Source organism: Tumidithrix elongata BACA0141 (assembly GCF_036349135.1).
In the GTDB taxonomy this organism is placed as follows: Bacteria; Cyanobacteriota; Cyanobacteriia; order Pseudanabaenales; family Pseudanabaenaceae; genus Tumidithrix; species Tumidithrix elongata.
In genome coordinates this window covers 1-20,811 of the sequence record NZ_JAZBJZ010000044.1, presented here as the reverse complement: position 1 = coordinate 20,811, position 20,811 = coordinate 1, and the positions used below count along the sequence as shown (strand labels likewise).

Genomic DNA, 20,811 nt, shown 5'->3' with positions numbered 1-20,811 from the left:
TTGATTCATTTCTTTTAACTCTACTCCCAAGCTTGTAGTTCAGTAGCAATATCCCGAATCAGAGCCAGAATGCGATCGCGGCGGGCTTCAAAGTTGGCAGCAATCCAGATAAATACGATGCCAGCAAAGATTCCCAATGCCCAAATCAGCAAGGAATATTTAGTCACGAATATAGACACTTGGATCAGAATCACAGTGATGAAGGCGATCGTACCGACATAGAGATAGGAACGCACCCGCAAAGTCAATCCTGCCAGAATGAAAGCCAGCCCAATACCGATTGCGACCCATGCCATGCCGAGATTGTCAGGGGATTGAATTGCCGCCGAAGCACAAATAGAACCCGTTCCCAACAGACGTAGCATATGTCGTTGTTCCCTTGCCTCAGGAGCTGAGAGCGAAGGATCGACTTGGACAACATAGAGTAGAGAAAAGCCAAGCGTCGCAACATACCAGAGAGAATTCGTGAGCTGGTGTTGGTGATAAAACTGCATCAATGCCCAGTTCACCAAGATCAAACTAACATAGCTAATTCGGATCGAATTCTTGACTCTTGCTACCCAGCTATAAAAAGCCGCCACAATAAACAAACTGGGAATCGAAATGGATATCGCTGTCGTTATTACGCTCAAACATGGCAGTACGATCGCCGAACGATGCCAAGGTTTGTTACTCCAACCCCAAGCATCCCAAGGCGCAAGCTGGATGGGAATACATACGAAACAAGCGATGGTAGCGGCATAGGGGCGCAGAATATTCACGATAAAGAGCGAGTCAGGAAATGCGAAGTAGAGGAGATATATGCCTGTTACGATTGCCATCGAAATTCCCGCATACACCCAAAATTCAGCCGCAGCTAGATCGGCGCGATCGCGCCCACTGACCAATGCGTAAATGGTTAGAACCAAGGCAGCACAAGTTCCTAAAACTCCGCCAAACTGACTTGGTAGCAGAAATGACGCAAAAATCGTTAGTCCCACACCCATAAACCAATGGATGTTTCCGATAATTCTTAGTTCTCTGCGCTCCAATCGCAAGTAAGGGATCAACAAGGAAGACAGGAGTCGATAGACGATCGCGATCGCCGTAGCCGCAATTGCCATCAACACCAGACCATCTCCTATACTGCCACCTGTACTGAGGGACAATTGATAGATCAGTAATTCGTAAATGGCAAGGGTGATTCCGACGATCCCAAGATAAGTTAGCCCTTTCCATTCTGGTTGGCGACGACCAATGCCGATCGCGATCGCAGACGTGCCAAGCGTAACGAAACCCGTCCAGTCGGTAAATACATGCAAGCGTAACAGCGTTCCCAAAAAGCCAAAAACTAGCGGTAGAACGTGCCAAGCCTGAGGAAATCTCGCCCATCCCTTACGTGCCAACCATAAATCTCCAAATAACTGGGATGCAAGACCTAAGGCGATATTGGCGATCGCAAACGCAGTTAAGGAACCCTGCATTAAACTAACTGTCGCATAAGTCAGTAATTCTAATCCCCCACCCACAAAATAGATTGCCCATCCTTTCGCTTCAAAAATTGAGCGATAGAGCATTGTTAGGGTAATCAAGCAAGTTGCCGACAAAAATCCATTGGGGAGAAAATGATGAAAGGTATAATTTGTGATTACCCAGAACGTGAGAAATATATAAACTGGAATTACCAACGCTGTTGCCCAGCCATCTAAGACACGACTATAAATCTTTGGCAAGATGCGATCGGAATTGGGATCGGAATTAGGATTGGAAGCTTGATGCCTAAGCCCATGCCGAATTGCTAACAAAACTATGGCAGTAATTCCAGCGCTATTCATCAACAAATTGAATCGATCGATTAATTCATAATGGCTACTGAATTGCCAAAGTAACGAGCCAACTAAACTGACCCCAAATCCCACAGCGATCGCTGCCTCTCCTAATTCTTGGCGCTTCAGCGTATTTACCAGCATCAGCACAAATCCTATACCCAAACCGATTGCTCGAGTTTCCATTTGTGGAAACGTCAAAGCCTGTAACAGGAAGAGCGATAGGATGCTGAGACTAGTGGATGAGGATGCTTGTGGGAAATTACGGATATATCCCAAAATTGTTAAAGTTAGGGGTACGATCGCCCAAATCATGCTTCGCGTTAAGAGCGTAGAATCGCGAAAGCCCTGAATCAAGAGTAAGTAACTCAAGCCAGCTAACAAAGTACCTAGCGCCCAAGCACTCTGTCGCCAAATCTGCAATCTTGGAGAATTGAGTTGTAATAGGGCAGAAAATCCCCACTCAACGATTGCTAAACCCAAACTCAACATGCCCCAATCCCAGAGTTTTAAATTTGGGAAGCAGAAATCGCCGATCGACGAGATCGCCCCTAAGCCTACAATATGCGTAAAGTAGATTAATTCTTTGACAGCGCGATCGCGGCGAATTGTTACTGCAAATAGTGTCACAAACGAAAGTCCTAGATTGAGCGATCGGGTGACTGGACTGAGAAAACTCAAACAGCTAAGCAATACCCCCAATCCCAAAGATAACGTTTCACCCAACTTTGCCAAGGAATGCCGCTCTGACCGTCGCAAGCGATCGGATAAAAACAGACTCAGAATGACATAGGGAAATATAACAATACCCAAGAGCGGCAGAGGTGTATCTATTCTCGCCAAGGACATCCCCCAATTAACTACATCGGTTCTCATTTGAAGGGGAAGAAGTTGGAAAGCCAGACAAAAAGTTTGTAACGCGATCGCAAAGATCGCCGCTAAATCTATCCCCTGCCAATGACGCTGCAATCTTTCAAACAGTAGGAATAATGCCAAAATGCTCACAGCTACAGCCTGCCAAGGAAACTGCGCTCCCACCGATACGCCCCAACCAAGTAATAACAAGCCTGCGGCAATGGGGAATTGGGGCTGAGGATCTTTCCCTTCCGCGTTCTGTCGTCGATTGAGCTTGCTTGCCATCCAACCGCAAATGCCAAGGGCTAACCCCAAATCGGTGATGCTAACTCCTGCGATAAAAATAGCTCTAAACAGTAAAATCAAGGTGGTATAGGCAATCGTAATCTCACCTAAAGATAATTTGGTGCGATCGCTTGCTTCTCGTTCCTTTTGCTGCCAAAAAAAGATCAGGGATGTCCCTACTGTTCCGATGTAAACGGCTATGAGTGGATAGCCAGCTATTCCCCAGCCGATGTGCAATAAACTCAGCCCCACGCAGTTTAAAGCCGTAAGTTTAGATGCTACCTGTTGCTTGAGTAAAAGAAGGGTAATGCCAGAGAGCATGACCGCTGCGATCGCGCTCTCAATCAAGCCTACTGAATTGCTCAACAACTGAAAGCCATCGATCGCCCAAAAGTTAACGGGAATCACCAATAAGGTCAAAATCTCTAGGGTGCGTGTTGTCAGGCTCAGTTTTTCCTGCCTGCCCGTCCATAGGCTCACAACCCAAAAAGCTAAGGTATAGCCCAACAGAATTGCAAATTGTCCTTGGGGTGGAAATTGATTCCACTGACTTGCTGCGAGTACTCCTGATGAAACCACCACCAAAAATACGCCCAAGAACAAAAGCCAAATGGTACTGAATTCTGAAATCAGGGATTGCACCATTTGCGCAGAGCGACTGGGATGATGCACTGGTACTACAGGTCGAGGGGAGGGAGGGGGAGAATTTCTAGTCGAAACGTTGGAGGTCGAACGCGTTGGCTCTAGTTCAGGCAAGTCCTGTGTTAAAGATTGCATTGAGGCTTCGGTAGGATGTGTCCTTACGGAAGTCGCTTCGGAGAAGGTAGGGAGATCCCTACTAAACCGAGTTCTGCCCAGTAGTCTGACATATTCATCGGTAAGTAAGCCCATTTGTAACCATAGATCTAGCCCTAGCAAAATATTGTCGTTGAGCTTGGCTACTACGATTAAACGATTTCCTTGCAGTCTGGTATTGCGCCATCGCAGATCTAGCTCAGAGATCAAGTCCCATTCAAACCATGCCTCAATGCCCTTTAGGACAACAGCATAGGGAACTGCGATCTCAAAATCAAGACGTAGATACGTCAAAGATTCTGAATTCATAACAATACCTCCAAAGGAAGTGGCTCGCTATGATTATCAGTGGCAATCGGCTAATTTTTGAGGTTAGTGTGTGACAGTTTACAAACTGGTCTCGGATATGTCTGGAATATTATTCCTTTAGCCCATAGAGTCAGCACCTACTACTGCACCGATGCCAAAAAAAGGCGAGTAGATCGCGGTGGAAGAAAGAATTCTCGTGACTTTAGTTGGGAGGTGTCAAAACATCTTAGGTGGAATGTATTCTTTAGGGATTTGCCTCTCTAGCCATTTTCGTACCGAAGGAACCTGTGTCGCTGCCAAGCCACTGCCTAAGAGAAACATCACACAGACCAATAGGATTAGGAATCCTCGACTGGTCTGTTTGGCTACCACCTCTCCTAGTTCCGTTTTTTCAGTGTTTATGTCTTCTGATACTTCTGTATTACTAACTTTTTGGGCAGAGGTCACCAATGCAGACGTTGGATTGATAGGCTTAGCTTTTGTTCTAACTTCAGCGATCGTAACATCTCTATTAGATTCTAGTGGAACTGTTTGTAGGACTGTTGCCAGCTCTTCCTCTTCTTTTCGATCTTCTTCAGGATTAGGCTTAGCAAGACGACAACGCATCAGTGCCAACGTAATATTGTCATGCCCGTTCAGATGATTTCCCTCCTTAATTAGCTCTTGACAACTGCGATCGAGGGGTTTGTCCTGTGTCAAGATTGGGCGAATATGTGACTCTTGAAGCATATTGACGCGATCGAAGTCGCTTAACCCATCGGAACAGAGTAATAGCAAGCAGTCTTCGTCGATGATGAAACGTTGGACTCGCGGCAAGAGCATATCTGAGGTTCGAGTTCCCAAAGCTTGAATCAGCGCCCCGCCATCAATGCGCTGTGTAGCATAGGAATAGAAGTTGTAGCCAAGAATAGACTCACGGGTAGCCACATCATCATCGAGGCTGACTTGACGGCAGTTTTTGCTATCAATCCAATAAATACGACTGTCTCCAACATGGACGATATAGACCTCGTGGTGAGGTTTTCCTTGAGGGGCAGGAATCACAGCCATCACCAAGGTTGTCCCCATGCGCTGTTGGGCTTGCCGTTTTTGTTGATCGTTCAGGGCAACAATTTGGTTGTTTACCACCCGCACGATCGCTTCAAGTTGAGCAATAAATCCATCAGCTGAGAAAGGCTCTGAATCCGTTTCAACTTGGCGCAGCAAAATCTGAAGCTGTTGTTCTAGGGTTTTAATTGCCATCGAGCTTGCCACTTCGCCACCCTCATGACCGCCTAAACCATCACAAATAATGGCGACGCGATCGCGCAGCATCCCATTTTGTTGCGATCGCTTTTGGCGTTTGGGGTCGGGGTAGCAAGTATCTTCGTTGTGGTCGCGTCTTTGCCCTTTATCGGTAGCGCTAGCAATCCGAACGGTGAGGGGTAAGGTTTGTGAAACCTGCGCTGATAACTGGTCTAGAAATGCGATCGCGCTGGTAATGTTATGGTCACCACGCCCTAAATCGTAAAAAAACTCAGCAATGGGTTCGGCAATCTCTGGTTTTGCCCGATCCAGCCAATGTACCCATAGATCTCCGAGTTGGGTTAATGTCACTGGGGTATCATCAGCTTGCAATTCTAAAAGTCTCAACCAAGCACCATCTACCCTCAAAAAATTAGCGTTGAGCAGTGTTTTGGTCATATTTTGCTCGGCAAGGGGTTGCCATAGCTGTAAAACCTGCCACAGCCAGTTAACTTGTCGTAAGGGTGTGGCTTGCCCCCAACTTGCTTCTAAGGTCGGTAAGAGCTTACCTGTGGAATCGATGGGGGCATCTTCGAGTAATAACACCTCTGAGACACCCAACTCTTCGCCAAACCGTAATAGTCCATAGGGGCGGGGTAAGTGCATCACTAGCCGAGATAACCTGAGATAAGAAACCACATCGTTGGGAAACTCGTCAGGAATTTCGGGCAGCTTAAAACTTTGCGTATCAACCACAATTTGAGAATCTATGACACGATAGCGATCGCCTAGCATCGATCCTTGAGGAAATGCTTCCGTATCTATCCCTACCGCCCAGAGATATTGTCGCGGAATTACCGTAGATTGATCCTGCTTATTCATAGGGAAGTATACGATCATTCAAAATCTCAGAATTATCTCACAGATGGGATCTCAAAACACTTGTCTAACCTGATACTAGAATTCTGGTCTAATCTGAGTATCCTAGTAGAATCAGACTTTATTTTAAACAAAACATAATTTTATTTTTTAGTTTTCACCATATTAACCTCCATTTCGATTCATCCAAAAATCTATGAAGACAAAGCTGAACGCTAGAGAACAAAAAGTTCTGTGGGCGACGATCGACTGTTACATCGCAAAAGCTGAACCAGTTGGCTCAAAAGCTTTGTTAGAAGGGTACAACTTTGATATTAGTTCTGCCACGATTCGTAATGTTATGAGTATGCTAGACCGTTCGGGTCTGTTATACCAGCCCCATACCTCCGCAGGCAGAGTCCCCTCTGACTCAGGCTATCGGGTTTATGTAGACGAACTGATTAACCCTTCCAGCGAACTGACGGATAATGCAGCTCAGATGTTGCAGAGCAAAATGGGCTTATCTGGGAATAACAGCCTAGAGCAAATTTTACGGGGTGTGGCGCAAATTTTGGCAACTCTAAGTGGTTGTATTGCCTTGATCACTGCGCCTGATATGCAAACGGTCAAGATTCGTCACTTGCAATTGGTGATGGTCGATACCTGCAAAGTTATGGTGGTCGCTGTGAGTGATGCTTACCATACAGCATCGGTAATGATGGATTTGCCCTCAGAGACCAATGCCGATCTGCTAGAAGCAGAGCTGCAAATTTTAAATAATTTTCTCAATACACACTTGCGAGATAAGCGTTGGTCAGATCTAACTAGTACTTTGCAATGGCACGAACTAGATAGTAAGTTTCAGCAGTACGCTACGTTATTGCAACAGTCTTTGCAGCAGTTGATGCGAATTTACAACCCCGTTGCAGTCGGACATTTTTTCATCAGTGGTATGACAGAATTGCTTCGTCAGCCCGAATTTACCCAACTTAGCCAAATCCAAAGCGTGATCCAACTTTTAGAGGCCGATCAAGCTTCTTTATTGCCCCTAATTTTCGATCGACCTGAGTCTTCACAGCCAAATAGCGTCACCGTGAAAATTGGCTCTGAAATTTCGCTGGAACCAATCAAGCATTGCACCCTGATTTCTACGACCTATAGCTGCGATCGCACCCCTGTCGGTAGTGTTGGTGTTTTAGGTCCAACCCGTCTCGATTACGAACGCGCGATCGCTTCCGTGCAGGCTGTGGCAACCCATCTCTCAGAGTTAATTGGGCAGTGGTAGAGACTTTATGAACTTATATTAAAATCCTTGCGCTTTAGCGTCTGATTTAATACTCTAAATACAGGCACATAGAGATAAAAGGTTTTGGGCAGTGCCTCCTTCCCAAGCCAGTTGCAGAGCTAACTAAGCAAGTTATTTCTTATTAGTTTTGTCTTTTTTTGGTTTGAGTACATTTACTGATTTTTCCTTGGTGGTTAATTATCGTAGGTGTTACTAGCCCTGTACTGCTATTTGGTTTTTCTGTCTTGTCCTCTGTTAGTTAAAGTTGCGTCTAAGCTCGAAGGGATTTAGGTAACGTGATTGATACAACGGGGCAAGGAGGATGGAAAGCCAAGTTAATTATGAAGTGTCATAGTAGTAGGCAGGTTAGTAAAGTCAGGTAAGGCAATTGCTAGAACACTTTCCCTTTATTGCTCAATAGTTCTAGGGGATTGCTGGGAAAAGTTAGAAACGAAAAGATCGAGAGGCAAGCGACTCAAGTTAATTGAGGAAGAGAAAGTACGGTTTGTCGAGTTAGTAAACTGTAGTAAACCCTAGTAATAATTCAATAGTGATTTATATTTTTGCGTGAGTCTGGTAGCCTTCTATCGGACTCACTGAGTTTTTATAAGGGTTCTTTGTAAAGGCACTTGGTAAGGGCAATTTGTAGTGCGATCTCTCAACCAAAGCCAAAGGGAGCCTGTCGTATCGAATCTATGTGTTATCTCGCGATCCCAAACAAGTTTTAATTTATTTGTAGCGCAGGCATCTTGCCTGCATAGGCATAAATCTTCTAAGCAGTGCTGTTGCGATCGCTGAGGCAGCAATCAAAGAATTTTAGATATTTAGAATAGGTTTTTGTAAGTGCGATCTAGCACCACAGAATATAAACATATGTTAAAACGCTTGCATTTCTAAGGAATTGTTTCTATTGTATTCATAGGCACATATAGATAAGTGGTTCTGGGCAGTGCCTCCTCCCCAAGCCAGTCATAGAGCTAATTAAGCAATATCTTTCTAATTAGTTTTACGTCATTTAAGCTCAGGTACATTTACTAATTTCTTCTTGGTTTTTGATTGCCGTAAATGTTACTATCGCTGCGTTACTATTTGGTTTTTCAGCTTCTTATTTTCTGTTGTTTAAAGTTAGGGCTATGCTCATAAGAGCCTAGGTAAACGAGATAGCTACAACGATGTGAGACTGTTTGAAAGCAAACCTAAATATGACAGATAAAGATGAAGTGTCATAGTAGTAAACAGGGTAGTATCGGCAGGTGAAGCAATTGCTAGGACGTTCCTTTAGAGACTTTTTAGTTCTAGGGATTTGCTGGGAGTTAGAAATAGAAAGACTTAAAGACAAGCTACTCAAGGTTATTGAGATCGGAAAGGATAGTTCGTTCAATTAGCGACCTCTAGTAAACCCTAGTTAACCTCTAATAGTGATTTATATTTTTGCATGAGTCTGGTAGATCCCTACCAGACTCATTGAGTTTTTATAAAGGGTATTCTTAAGAGCATGAGGCGATCGCTAGGTTCGTTGCAATCATAGAGCGATCGCGGTTAGCATAGTTTTAGTACAGGCTCTAGCAGGAGGTAGAAATGCTCGAACTTGAAGCTAAACAACAGACTAAAATTAGTAATTGGGTTACTGCTACTTGGGATGAATTTACCAAAATCACAGCAGATCCTGCCTATGCAAAAGCTAGGTGCTATTACAATAATGGTCAGATGAGGATTGAAACAATGCCAGTGGGGGCAGATCATGCTAGTGACAATGGAATTATTCACTTTGCGATCGGTCTGTTTTGTACGCTCAGAGGCATTCCCCATAAAGGACTGATCAACTGTAGTTATCGCAAAAATGGTATACGCGAGTTTCAACCAGATATCTCTTACTACTTGAATGAAAACTTACAATCTGCGCCCTTTGGTAGTTCGGTGGTAAATCTCGATCAAACACCAGTTCCCGATCTAGTGATTGAAATTTCACACACAACGTTGACAGATGATAAAGAAGCGAAGCTTTTGCTTTACCAAGATGTAAGCGTTCCAGAGTATTGGTTAGTCAATGTTGAAAAAATGGAAATTTTAGCTTTTAAGATTGCCAATCGCGATCGCGAGAAAATTACCCAATCTCAAGTTCTGTCAGGTTTAGAAATTTCTATTCTAGAACAAGCTTTACAACGCAGTCGTCAATCCGATCAGAGCAAAACTGGAGCTTGGCTATTGTCACAGTTTCAGTGAGAAATAATTATATTTTTTCAGATCGCTTTACTCATCAGCAAAGTAATCTGAGTCAATTTTTTTAATTTCGTAGGTTGATACGGTTGAGACTGCCAAGTTGTAGTCGATCATATACTGGGCAAGTTGTTCACCATCAATCAGGACGATTTTGGCAGCATTTTTAGGAGCATATTCCTTGGCATCTTTTGTGAAAGTTGATGTTGTAATAAAGATTCCTTTATTTGCTCCTTGTCCTGCTAAAGCCCCCACAAACTTTTGAATCTCCGGTCGCCCCACTGAGCCTCCCCAGCGTTTTGCTTGAATGTAGATTACATCTAGTCCTAATTTGTCTTCCTTGATGATGCCGTCTATGCCCTCATCACCACTCTTTCCGATCGCTTTTCCAGCATCTTGAATCGAGCCGCCATATCCCATCTTAACGAGGAGTTCAACGACTAGAATTTCAAAAAAACTAGGCGTACAACTTTTTACCTTATCCAATAACTCTTGTGCCAAAGCTTGTCTGATCTTTTGATAGGCAAAGTCCAGCATTTCATCTGGAGTATCCTGAGTTACCTGCTCTTCAACAACATCAACCACTTTCTCAGTACCGTTTGAAACACCCACAAACTCTAAATATTCTTTAAACTGTCTTAAAAACTTTTGATCGATCCTTGTAGGGCTGCTTTTTAAAACTTCAAGTCCTCTGGCTGTAATCTTAATAATCGACCTTTTAGAAGATTCCAATAATCCCGCTTTTTTAAGGTGTGTACTTGTCCAACCAACACGATTATTTATAATCCTTTGTTTCCCGCTAGGTAAAAGTTCACGTTTCTCTTCATCGGATAGCTTAAATTCATCGATCAAATAATCAGTAACTTCTCTAAACGAATGCTCTTTTCGATCGCTAGAAAACTGCATAAAAGGAAGCATCAAGGTTTGAAAGTCGGGAATTGCCATATTGTTTGGATTTTGTCATGCCGAAACGAGATCTTTACAAATTCGTCAGAAGTTGGTGATGAATTAAAGCGCGATCTTTGAGTGAAGAAATTTGGGTGTGACTCAAGGGATCGCCGTTGGCAAACTGTTCTATCCATGTCATTGCGATCGCGTGCGGATCGTCGGGTAAATCTGCCAACTCCCATCCAGGAATATCCTGATCGTTCATCAAGCGTGAAACCTTGGGATCGTAGCTAATTGCAGAACATCGACAGCCCTCAGCCGCCGCCATAATCAAACCGTGATAGCGCATGGCGATTGCCATTTCTACACCGTGAAAAATCCCTTTGAGCGATCGGGGGTTCTCATCGATCAAAACCATGCTTTGTTCGGGTATAGCCCCATGAATTTGCTCCGCGATCGCCAGATCTTTACTCGGCTGAAATGGAATCAGTAAGAGATAAGTATCCGTCGTTTTTTGAAGGTATATAAGCGCCTCAATCACATTGGCTAAACGTTGGGCGGTTAATAAGGGATGCGATCGTAACATCACCGCAATACGCGGCGCAGGGACAGAAGACAGATGGTGAGGATGTTCGGAAGTTAGCGCCCAAACTGGATCGGGAGCCATCACAGATGGCACAGACCAATCCGCGAGCAATTGTGCAGACCCACCATCCCGCACGCTGACGAGACTGCATCGCTGAAAGGCTTGTTTGGCGATCGCCCGACTCAGTCCCCGATTTAAAGGCCCAATGCCTTGCGCCCAAGCTACGGTTTTGAGACCCATGCCATAGGCCAGCCCCATCAAGCCCCCGTAATAAATTGGGTTTCTAGCACTGGTAACATCTTGCATGAGGCTTCCCCCACCCCAGATAAAGATATCCGATCGCTTTAAGGCTTTGATGAGAGCAAAGACAGAATAGCGATCGCAGGCCTCTACCTGATGGAGCTTTTCTGTGGCTTTGGGATTCGCAGAGAGAACCAAAGGCTGAATTGTTGGCGGTAACATTTGTAGTAAAGCTGCCAATAGGGCTTCATCCCCTGCATTTCCCATGCCATAGTAGCCACATAAAACAGCCTGTTGCATATCTCACTCCACCTTGATAACCTCATTGGCATGAGGGCATTTTCTCATTTTACGAGAGCTTTCTCACGACTTAATCAAAGACTTGGCTCGCTTTTTATAGGCAGACATTTGTTGGCGAAATTTTTGTATGGGTCTATAAATCGTGAAAACCAATCCTGCCAAGCTTCCTATGGAAATCAGAGATACAAAAAGATTTGCTGTTTCCGATTTTGCCGTAATTGCTAAACTGAGCGTGAGAAGAGAAGCCGTGCCTAAAAGTTGAAGAATAAAAGAGCGCAGCAATCTTTTCTGAAAACAAGCTCCAACCATTACGGTTGCCGCACTGCCCGTCAGAAATCCCACCCAAATTGCCACACCAATTAAAATCCCCCACACCCCTGCAAAACCTCCATAGGAATCTTGAACTGTTTGACCATGTTCTTCCAAATACCCACTGTAAACAGTGGCGATCTGCCAAAAGCGCATGACCACCCAAGACCAAGCTCCAGCAATCACCCAAGACCCTAAGAGCCCCCCTCCGATCGCAGATACGGTGATGTTCCAATCACATCTTTTTGCTAGATTGACCGTGACAGCGCCCAAGCCAATGCCCAACAGCAACCAAAGCCATGTTTTTGATAAGCCCCATACACCAGGAATCGTCAGACAACAAAGGAGAAAGATAGCGATCGCCCCATAGGGCAGGGTGGGTGCGCTAGGGATAAAGGGTGCTGTTCTCAAGGAAATAGGCACTAATACAGCGGTTTCAGCAGCATTGGAATTCAAAACAATCTGGCGTTGAAATAGACTATTTGCCATGAGGCGATTGGTTTGGAGGATGACATTACAGTTTATGCAGTTGCCACTAAAGCGAGAGGGCTCAATCGTAATCCAAGCATATAGATCGTAGGGATGGGGAATAACCGACCAACTCCCTTCTAAAAGTGCCTCAGGAATGGGGTTTGTCACGGTCATGGTCTGTACCGAGGTTTCATCAATCTCGGTTGCCAGGTAATGTAACTGCTGGTGGCTGAGCCTCACTTCGGGCAAGCGATTCAACCCAATGGTTTCGAGTTCTGCGATCGCCGTTTTCGCATCAGGATAGCGATATTTGGAATTTGGTTTTACTAGCTTCTCTAACCATTCCCTTAAGCCAAGATTGATGTGGGGAATGCGATCGGCGAAGACAACCGCGCCATGCTCGTAGAGATCTCTGACATTTGCAGATTGAGTACCTGTCAGCAAGCAGATGAGCGTGACACCCAACCCATAGAGGTCTGTCGCAGCGGTCAATTCCCGATCGCGCCACTGTTCGGGAGCCCAAAAGCTGTATCGCTCTGCCACAAGTTGCATGGAATCGCTGCGATCGCGAAATAAGATCGCCTCAAACCCAATCAGATAAACGTGATTGAAACTGAAATCGATCAGAATATGCTCGGATCTAATATTCTGATGAACGATCGGTGGATAGTGGCTTTCGAGATAGCTCAGAATCTCTAAGACTTGGATGGCGATCTGTTTGACACCCTCTAGGGGAAAGTCTGATAGGCTGGCTAAGGTTTCAGCTTCTTGATATGCCTGCACGACACCATAACTAGATTCTGTAAAAAAGATCCCGTGATATTTGGGAATGCCCCTATGTTCTAATCCCTGTAGAAGTTCTACTCCTCGTTCGATTTGGGGAAATCTTGATTGGGCGATCGCGGGGTCTTCAGGAAAGGGATAGGTCGCGATCGCGACGGTTTCTTGCCTGTGAATATCCGTAGCAAGATAGGTCAACCCATTCAAGTAATTGGGCGCTAGTTCTCGGTGGATTTGATAGCCATACAATGAGAAATCGGGTAGGTCGCTCATAGCCTAGATCGCCTCAAAAGCCTAGGACTATTCAAGCACGATTTAGGATGGGGGTGGGATATTTACCAAACTTGGGGGAAAACTTGAAGTAGAAGCTTGAAATAGGGGCTTTATTTCAAAAATAGCTCTTCACTGACTGTCGCGATCGCTAACATCACAAAGCCGACAATCAGCCACAGATAGAGGGGATAATCTCCCTTGCCAAACACATCCCCCAGTTGAAAAACCACCACAGTACAAATTAGAAATAATGCGATCGTAATTAAGAAAAAGGTAATGTATTTATCTTTCCGTCTGTTTCCTTTACGCGGATGATTTGACCGACTCCAATTTTGTGCTGCGATCGTGCGTTTGAGCGGATATCTTTCAACTTCGCGATCGAAGTTTTGGGTATGAAACTGACTTAATTGATTGACTGGAATTCTTTGCTCGGTAGGGGGACTATAAAACTCAGTTTTGGGGCTGGAAAACCTTTCTAACTTTGTACTACGCCCTAATTTACCCTTGAGTTGTTTTTCTAAATTGACGATTTTAAGCAGAAAGATCAAACTGATAATAAAAGCCATAACGCTTAGAGACACTGCCAATTTTGACAGCATAATGATCAGTTCAATGTCTTTATCGCTAGAAAGAGTGACTGCCATGAATCGTTAAGGAAATGCCTTACTCAAGTCAGAGTATTCTGTCACTAGCAACGACAAAGCCTAACCAGAAAAAATCGTCGATCCTGTCTGAGAAAACATGAATTGAGACACAAGAAAAAAATGAGAAACAGGCTAAATTGCTTAGTAAAACAAAAGGCGGCGGGTCAATGTGGCGATTACAGCCGTAGCGCAGAGAATTAAAATTTGCCCAGGAATGGCTTGGACTGAATATTGGAAGAAAAAGGTTTGAAGTTTTTGCCAGTTGGGAACGGTCACACAAACAAGATAAACAATCCCCACAAGATGAATTGCCAACAAACCACCCAAACCACTGATTGCCATTCTGCCAAGGCTATTGGGGCGCAAAAATGCCAAGAAACCACAGAGCCATGCCCCAGGAATAAAACCTAACAGGTAGCCAAAGGTCGGCGATCGCAGATACCCCAAGCCACCCCCTTGATAAAATACGCCAAAACCACTCAATCCCAACAGAATATAGGCAATTTGGGAGAGGATTGCTGCATTTCTCCCGCCTAGACAGCCTGTGAGCAACACTGCCCCAATTTGCATGGTGACGCTAACCTGCTGCACGATCACGCTATCTCCTTGCCCAGACCAAGAAGGAATCAGCATGGAGGGTTGGATAAATGTGCTAGCAATGGTGAGCAGCAGCCCTGTCACTGCCCACATGATTTGTAAGGAGATCGGCACAAGTGTTTATAGAATTCAGCAACATTGAGTTTTGCAGCAACATAAAATCATACAGGATTTTTGCTGGCAGCATTTAGCTTTCGATCGCCGATCGCACAGTGGGTCATTACCCTTACCACTGTAAAAAGCCTGCCTCCTGCCCTTGTTCGCGTTTGAGTTTGGCATCTTTTTCTACCCACGCAATAATCTGGCTGACGGTTAACGCCTCCATCGATACACCATAATCCTTGGCGATCGGAATCAGAACTTGCATCGCGGAAATGGTCATGCGGGTTAAAAACTTTTCATCGCTCGATAGCGCTGCACCTGTGACTTCGTCGTTGCGATCGTCGGCAAAGTCCAGTTCTTCCTCTTCTTTCGCCCAATTGAGAAAAGCCGCATCTTTCCCTTTTTCTCGTCGAATCTGCGAATCTTGCTCGATCCATTGCACAATTTGACTTGGTTGTAAGGCTTCCCCAGGTATGCCATAGGCTTGGGCAATATGGGCTAGCACTCGTAATGAAGAGATTGCGATGCGAGTCATAAACTTTTCCATCGTGGATAACATCGCACCATCGATCGCGTATGCCTCCTCCATCGTTAAGAACTTCATGGAGTCCTGTTGTTGCCCCGACATCTAAATTTCTCCTATCGCATCTCAAGATTAAGTCCACCATATCAAACTCAACTATACATAAAACGAAAAAGAGCTTGATTTAAACCCCAAAAAACTGAGTTTGTGTCATCTGTTTAGGTAGGGATGACTCTATTGACAGAATCAAATAGCAAGAGGTTGCTTGTTCAGAGCTTTCGCATGAATTGGGAACGCATACAAAGCGGTCTCTTCTACGGTTACTTTTACACATATTCCCACGGGCAATAGCATTTTACTGGTCGTGCGTGCAACCAGTACCTGACCAGAAGCAGTTCGCAAATGGTAAATCAGTTCGCGTCCTAAAAAAATGCGATCGCAAATTACAACATCAGCCTGTTCGTCGGGGTGAATCTGCAAATCTTCCTGGCGAATCATCAGTTCGACCTGCGTTCCCTGCGGAATATCCTGCTGTGAAAGATCGGGTAAGGCAAAACTGCCCAATTCTGTTTCCCATAGCCGACCTCGATAGTGGGCAGTCACGAAATTTGCTTGGGTGACAAATTCAGCCACAAAACGCGATCGCGGCATTTGATAAATCTCAAGCGCTGTCCCGATTTGCTCGATATGACCGTTTTGCATGATGGCAACGCGATCGGAAATCGCAAAGGCTTCCTCTTGGTCGTGCGTGACAAAAATAGCGGATGTTCCTGCTGCCTTGAGAATATCGCGCAATTCTTGCCGCAGCTTTAGCCTGATTTGGGCATCAAGGTTGCTAAGTGGTTCATCAAGTAGTACTAGGGCAGGACGAGGTGCTAAAGCTCTTGCTAAAGCTACGCGTTGCTGTTGTCCCCCTGATAGTTGGTGGGGATAGCGATTTTCTAACCCTTCTAAGGAAACCAGTGAAATTACTTCGGTGACTCGGGATGCGATTTGGCGTTTGGTCTCAAATTTTTTATTTCCTTGCCGTAAGCCAAAGGCGATATTTTTTGCCACGGTCAGATGTGGGAACAGGGCATAATCTTGAAACACCATGCCGACATCCCTTTGCTCTGGGGGGATCCACTGGTTAAGTCCTGCAACGATCTTGCCGTTAATCTCGATGGTGCCAAGTTGCGGCTGCTCAAAACCAGCGATGAGTCTTAATAATGTGGTTTTACCGCAGCCAGACGGCCCTAAAAAAACTAAGATTTCACCTACATTCAAACTCAGGTTTATGGAAGCGACAGCAGGCGCGATCGCAGGCGAAAACTGCTTTGTTACCCCTTCTAGATGCAGAATTACAGATGGATGCATGAATTACAGAAGTTAGAGAACCTTAGGAACAATTCATGAATTGCTCCCACATACCAATCCAACCAATCAAATCGGATTGCGATACCTTACTATAATATTAATTTACTGCTAGTAATTCCTATTAAAGTTTAGCGGTTTTCAAAATTATTTACTTCTTACCGACAAAGTTTTATCGCCCTCTATGTTTGCCATCCTCCCACGGGAAAAATTAGGGAAAAAAGTGTCGCGCCGATCGCAGGTTAATCTTTGGATCGCTGTCACTGTAGCGATCGCCGCGCTAATTGCTACCCCCGTAATCGCTGTGCTGAGCCAGATTTTTACAAATTCAGGGGATGTGTGGCAGCATCTAGCTTCTACGGTTTTAGGCACTTACATCACAAATTCCCTATGGCTGATGCTGGGCGTTGGCTGTGGCGTTTTGCTGCTTGGGGTTACAACCGCTTGGCTAGTTACGATGTGTCAGTTCCCTGGTAGTCGCATGTTTGAGTGGATGTTGCTTTTGCCCTTAGCGGCTCCCGCCTATCTGCTTGCCTATGTTTACACTGAGTTCCTAGAGTTCTATGGTCCCGTGCAAACGGGGTTGCGCCAGATCTTTGGTTGGCAGAGCATGGGTGACTATTGGTTCCCCCATATTCGCTCTATGGGCGGTGCGATTTTTTTATTAAGCCTGACGCTTTATCCCTATGTTTATTTGTTGGCAAGGGTGGCTTTTTTAGAACAGTCCGTCCGCACTTTAGAGGCTAGTCGTTCTCTGGGTTGTAGCCCTTGGCGCAGTTTCTATGCGATCGCATTGCCCCTTGCCCGTCCCGCCATCAGCGTCGGACTATCTCTAGCGCTGATGGAAACCCTAAATGATTATGGCACTGTGCAGTTTTTCAGCGTGGATACCTTTACCACAGGCATTTACCGCACTTGGTTTGGCATGGGAGAACAAGCCGCTTCTGCCCAATTGGCATCGATGTTGACGATCTTTGTGCTTTGGCTAATTTTGCTAGAACAGTGGTCGCGCCGCCAAGCGCGTTATTACCAAACCTCTAGTCGCTATCAGCAGATCTCGACTTATAAGCTGCAAGGTATGCGGGCAATCTTGGCAAGCTCTGCCTGTCTCATTCCCATCACTTTGGGATTTGTGCTGCCCACAGGGCTATTGATTTACATGACTGCGACCGCTGCCCAATCGTCCATCAATGCTGATTTTTGGGAATTGAGCAAAAACAGCTTTTTGCTCGCAGCCGTAACCGCTGGACTGAGCGTTGCGATCGCGTTGGTTTTGGCCTATGGAGAAAGACTATGTGCCAATTGGACAATGCAGTTTGCTGTAAGGGTTGCTGCCATGGGCTATGCCATTCCCGGTTCTGTGATTGCTGTGGGCATTATGGCGGCGTTGGGAGGGCTGGATCGGGCGATCGCGGGTGGGCTACAGTCAGCCTTTGGCATATCGACGGGACTCCTATTTAGCGGCACATTGGTTGCCCTGATCTTTGCTTACCTAGTCAGATTTCTAGCAGTCTCTTACAGTGCCATTAGCGCTAGCTTGGGCAAAATTAAACCCAACCTCGATGATGCTGCCCACAGTCTGGGACATGGCTCAACCAGTACCTTGCTCAAAGTCCATGTGCCGATGCTATGGGGTGGTCTATTGACCGCCGCCATGATGGTTTTTGTCGATGTCATGAAAGAACTCCCCGCCACCGTAATTATTCGTCCCCCTTTTAACTTTGATACTTTAGCGATTAGGGTTTACAACTATGCCTCGGATGAACGGCTAACAGAGGCAGCCGCACCTGCTTTGGCAATTATTCTAGTGGCATTGATTCCTGTGATTTGTTTAAGTTGGCAAATCTCGCGGCGAAACGCATCCTGATAGGCATCATAGATTTTTTCTGATGTTACCTATCGATGAATCTCATTGATAGTAAATATCACTATCTAGTAAAATTACTTTTATTAATTAAGAATTACTTGCAATAATCTAATCAATTTTAGCGTGATGAAAAAGAATTTTTGGTATAGCTTACTCGCTACGATCTCCGCAGGGCTTGTGATTTTTGGATGTAGCCCCTCAACAGAAACGACAAAAAACACGACAACGCAGTCAGCTACGCCTCAAGCGATCGCACCCGCAACAACAAATCCATCGGCTAGTCAGGTTCTCAATATTTATACGGCTCGTCACTATAACTCAGATGCCGCTCTCTATGAAGGCTTCACCAAGAAAACAGGTATCAAGGTGAATAAACTCGATGCCGAAGCTGACAAGCTAATTGAACGGATTAAGAGCGAAGGTAGCAAAACTCCCGCAGACATTTTAATTACCGTTGATGCTGGCAATTTGTGGAGAGCCCAAGAAGCTGGATTGCTACAACCGATCCAATCGAAAACTCTAGAAACAGCAATTCCTGAAAGTTTACGCGATCCGCAGGGAAACTGGTTTGGGTTCTCCAAACGGGCGCGGGTGATTGTCTATAACAAGGATAAGGTCAAGCCTAGCGAACTCTCCACCTACGAAAATCTTGCCGATACCAAATGGAAAGGTCGCCTGATCATTCGTTCTTCTGGTAATGTTTACAACCAGTCTTTGGTTGGTTCAATTTTGGCTGCCAGTGATGGGGCGAAGACTGAGACATGGGCAAAGGGAGTAGTCGCCAACTTTGCTCGCAAACCTGAAGGGAACGATACCGCCCAAATAAAAGCAGTTGCTTCGGGAGTTGCCGATCTTGCGGTGGTAAACACCTACTACCTGGCACGTCTGGCAACGTCATCTAAGCCCGAAGATAAGGCAATTGCTGAGAAAGTTGGTATGTTTTTTCCCAATCAAAGCGATCGCGGCACCCATGTCAATATCAGCGGTGGTGGTGTCGTCAAAACCTCACCCAACAAAGAATCAGCGATTAAGTTCTTAGAATATTTAGTCAGTCCTGAAGCTCAGGAAAACTTTGCGAAGGGAAATAATGAATACCCTGTTGTAGCGGGAGTTACGCCTGATTCAGTTTTGGCAAGCTTTGGCGAGTTTAAAGAAGATAAGCTCAATGCTGCTACCTTTGGCAAAAATAATGCTGAAGCCCTCAAAATTATGGATCGATCGGGCTGGAACTAGTTTCTAACAGCACAAATAGGGATTTCAGCTTGTCAAAGAAATTCCTATTTGTACCCATTGATAAATTCAGTGCTCCACTTAAGTTTATTGTCCATTAAAAGAAATTATTTAAGGTGTTTAATAGGAGCGCTAGTGATTTTTTGTAATTTATTCGCAACTTCAGTTCTATGACATCTTGAAGAATCCATTTCTGCACAAAGTAGTAATACATTTCCAGTCTCAAGCACCTCAGCTACTTCAAGTAAGGATTCTTCCACTTCATCTTTTTTTGGGGGAATCCAATAATGAGATCCTGATATGTTACCAAGAGAAGCTTTTGATATATATCGGATATTTTTAGAAGCACAAAGTTCTTCAATAGCACACCCATACCACCTTCTAGTCCAAGCACGAGGGCTTAACCTTACATCAATGACGTAGGCAATATTGAACTCTTCTATATAACTAAGGAATGCATCGTAATCTTTTCTGTTCCCGTAACCAAAAGTTAAAATAGAGTTTTTAGTAGAATTGCTTTGGTTAGTCATTTTACAGGTCAAATAAACTTAAGTTTTGTGCTTTTGTGTTCTGAATAACCTTTGGTGGATAGAAGATACCTATAATCATAAAGACTTTGCTGTGATTCTTGAGATTGCCCACGATAAAATAGAGATCTTTCTTAGATAGAAATTCATCTTCTAGTTTTTGTCGCACCTTTAATATAGCTTCTTTTTCTCTTTCTTCCGCAGTAATAGCTTTAGATCTATCTCTGCATCCTCTATATAATTGAGAAATCTCCCAGTCACTTATTGTGTATGAGTGTTTAATGTTATCTTTATCAGTAAATCTATAGCCAAATTGATATGGAATTTTTTCCAATTCAACCAATGGCTCAAATAAATCACCTTGATATTGCTTAGCTAGTTGTTTGGGACTCCATTCGCGATCCGTATTTTTAATGAAATATTTTTCTATACTTCTAGCCTACATTATTCATGAGAACCCAAAAGAGAATAAAAATCAAGAAAAAAGG

Annotated in this window: 15 protein-coding genes; 4 read left to right on the top strand and 11 right to left on the bottom strand. The window is 44.6% G+C overall.

Annotated features, from left to right (window positions below; all coding sequences use genetic code 11):
• Window positions 1-20: 20 nt before the first annotated feature.
• Together V2H45_RS12305 and V2H45_RS12300 are read right to left on the bottom strand one after the other, a co-directional pair.
• The gene (locus V2H45_RS12305) at window positions 21-4,049 is read right to left on the bottom strand and encodes a hypothetical protein (RefSeq protein ID WP_330483953.1); all 4,029 of its coding nucleotides are present in this window, start codon (window positions 4,047-4,049) and stop codon (window positions 21-23) included.
• A 216-nt stretch (window positions 4,050-4,265) separates the two neighbouring features.
• The gene (locus V2H45_RS12300) at window positions 4,266-6,155 is read right to left on the bottom strand and encodes a protein phosphatase 2C domain-containing protein (protein WP_330483952.1); all 1,890 of its coding nucleotides are present in this window, start codon (window positions 6,153-6,155) and stop codon (window positions 4,266-4,268) included.
• Window positions 6,156-6,348: 193 nt separating this feature from the next.
• Between V2H45_RS12300 and hrcA the strand changes: the two genes are divergently transcribed.
• On the top strand, window positions 6,349-7,416 hold the full coding sequence (gene hrcA, locus V2H45_RS12295) for a heat-inducible transcriptional repressor HrcA (protein ID WP_330483951.1): 1,068 nt from the start codon (window positions 6,349-6,351) through the stop codon (window positions 7,414-7,416).
• Between the two features lie 1,578 nt (window positions 7,417-8,994).
• On the top strand, window positions 8,995-9,639 hold the full coding sequence (locus V2H45_RS12290) for a Uma2 family endonuclease (protein WP_330483950.1): 645 nt from the start codon (window positions 8,995-8,997) through the stop codon (window positions 9,637-9,639).
• Window positions 9,640-9,666: 27 nt separating this feature from the next.
• Here the strand turns inward: V2H45_RS12290 and V2H45_RS12285 are convergent, their stop codons facing one another.
• The 7 genes from V2H45_RS12285 to V2H45_RS12255 form a co-directional block, all read right to left on the bottom strand.
• Window positions 9,667-10,578 (bottom strand): restriction endonuclease, encoded by a 912-nt coding sequence (locus tag V2H45_RS12285; protein WP_330483949.1) that lies wholly within the window; start codon window positions 10,576-10,578, stop codon window positions 9,667-9,669.
• A gap of 34 nt (window positions 10,579-10,612) precedes the next feature.
• Window positions 10,613-11,647 carry a polysaccharide pyruvyl transferase CsaB gene (gene csaB, locus V2H45_RS12280; RefSeq protein ID WP_330483948.1) on the bottom strand — a complete coding sequence of 345 codons (1,035 nt, stop codon included), beginning with the start codon at window positions 11,645-11,647 and terminating at the stop codon, window positions 10,613-10,615.
• Window positions 11,648-11,710: 63 nt separating this feature from the next.
• Window positions 11,711-13,480, bottom strand: a complete 1,770-nt coding sequence (locus tag V2H45_RS12275; protein ID WP_330483947.1) for a serine/threonine protein kinase — start codon at window positions 13,478-13,480, stop codon at window positions 11,711-11,713.
• Window positions 13,481-13,590: 110 nt separating this feature from the next.
• Window positions 13,591-14,124 (bottom strand): hypothetical protein, encoded by a 534-nt coding sequence (locus tag V2H45_RS12270; RefSeq protein WP_330483946.1) that lies wholly within the window; start codon window positions 14,122-14,124, stop codon window positions 13,591-13,593.
• 141 nt (window positions 14,125-14,265) lie between these two features.
• Window positions 14,266-14,835 carry a biotin transporter BioY gene (locus tag V2H45_RS12265; protein WP_330483945.1) on the bottom strand — a complete coding sequence of 190 codons (570 nt, stop codon included), beginning with the start codon at window positions 14,833-14,835 and terminating at the stop codon, window positions 14,266-14,268.
• A 112-nt stretch (window positions 14,836-14,947) separates the two neighbouring features.
• Window positions 14,948-15,427 (bottom strand): hypothetical protein, encoded by a 480-nt coding sequence (locus V2H45_RS12260; protein WP_330483944.1) that lies wholly within the window; start codon window positions 15,425-15,427, stop codon window positions 14,948-14,950.
• Window positions 15,428-15,592: 165 nt separating this feature from the next.
• Window positions 15,593-16,702 (bottom strand): ABC transporter ATP-binding protein, encoded by a 1,110-nt coding sequence (locus V2H45_RS12255; protein ID WP_330483943.1) that lies wholly within the window; start codon window positions 16,700-16,702, stop codon window positions 15,593-15,595.
• Window positions 16,703-16,883: 181 nt separating this feature from the next.
• On the opposite strand from V2H45_RS12255, the gene V2H45_RS12250 reads away from it, so the two are divergent.
• Together V2H45_RS12250 and V2H45_RS12245 are read left to right on the top strand one after the other, a co-directional pair.
• Complete coding sequence (locus V2H45_RS12250) at window positions 16,884-18,566, top strand: ABC transporter permease (protein ID WP_330483942.1); 1,683 nt, start codon at window positions 16,884-16,886, stop codon at window positions 18,564-18,566.
• A 126-nt stretch (window positions 18,567-18,692) separates the two neighbouring features.
• Window positions 18,693-19,799: a Fe(3+) ABC transporter substrate-binding protein gene (locus V2H45_RS12245; RefSeq protein WP_330483941.1), complete on the top strand. Its 1,107-nt coding sequence runs from the start codon at window positions 18,693-18,695 to the stop codon at window positions 19,797-19,799.
• Between the two features lie 104 nt (window positions 19,800-19,903).
• Here V2H45_RS12245 and V2H45_RS12240 read toward each other — a convergent pair whose 3' ends face one another.
• Both V2H45_RS12240 and V2H45_RS12235 read right to left on the bottom strand, forming a co-directional pair.
• Window positions 19,904-20,326, bottom strand: coding sequence for a DUF488 domain-containing protein (locus tag V2H45_RS12240; protein WP_330483940.1), 423 nt, complete (start codon window positions 20,324-20,326; stop codon window positions 19,904-19,906).
• 1 nt (window position 20,327) lies between these two features.
• Window positions 20,328-20,657, bottom strand: coding sequence for a hypothetical protein (locus V2H45_RS12235; protein ID WP_330483939.1), 330 nt, complete (start codon window positions 20,655-20,657; stop codon window positions 20,328-20,330).
• Between the last annotated feature and the right edge of the window lie 154 nt (window positions 20,658-20,811).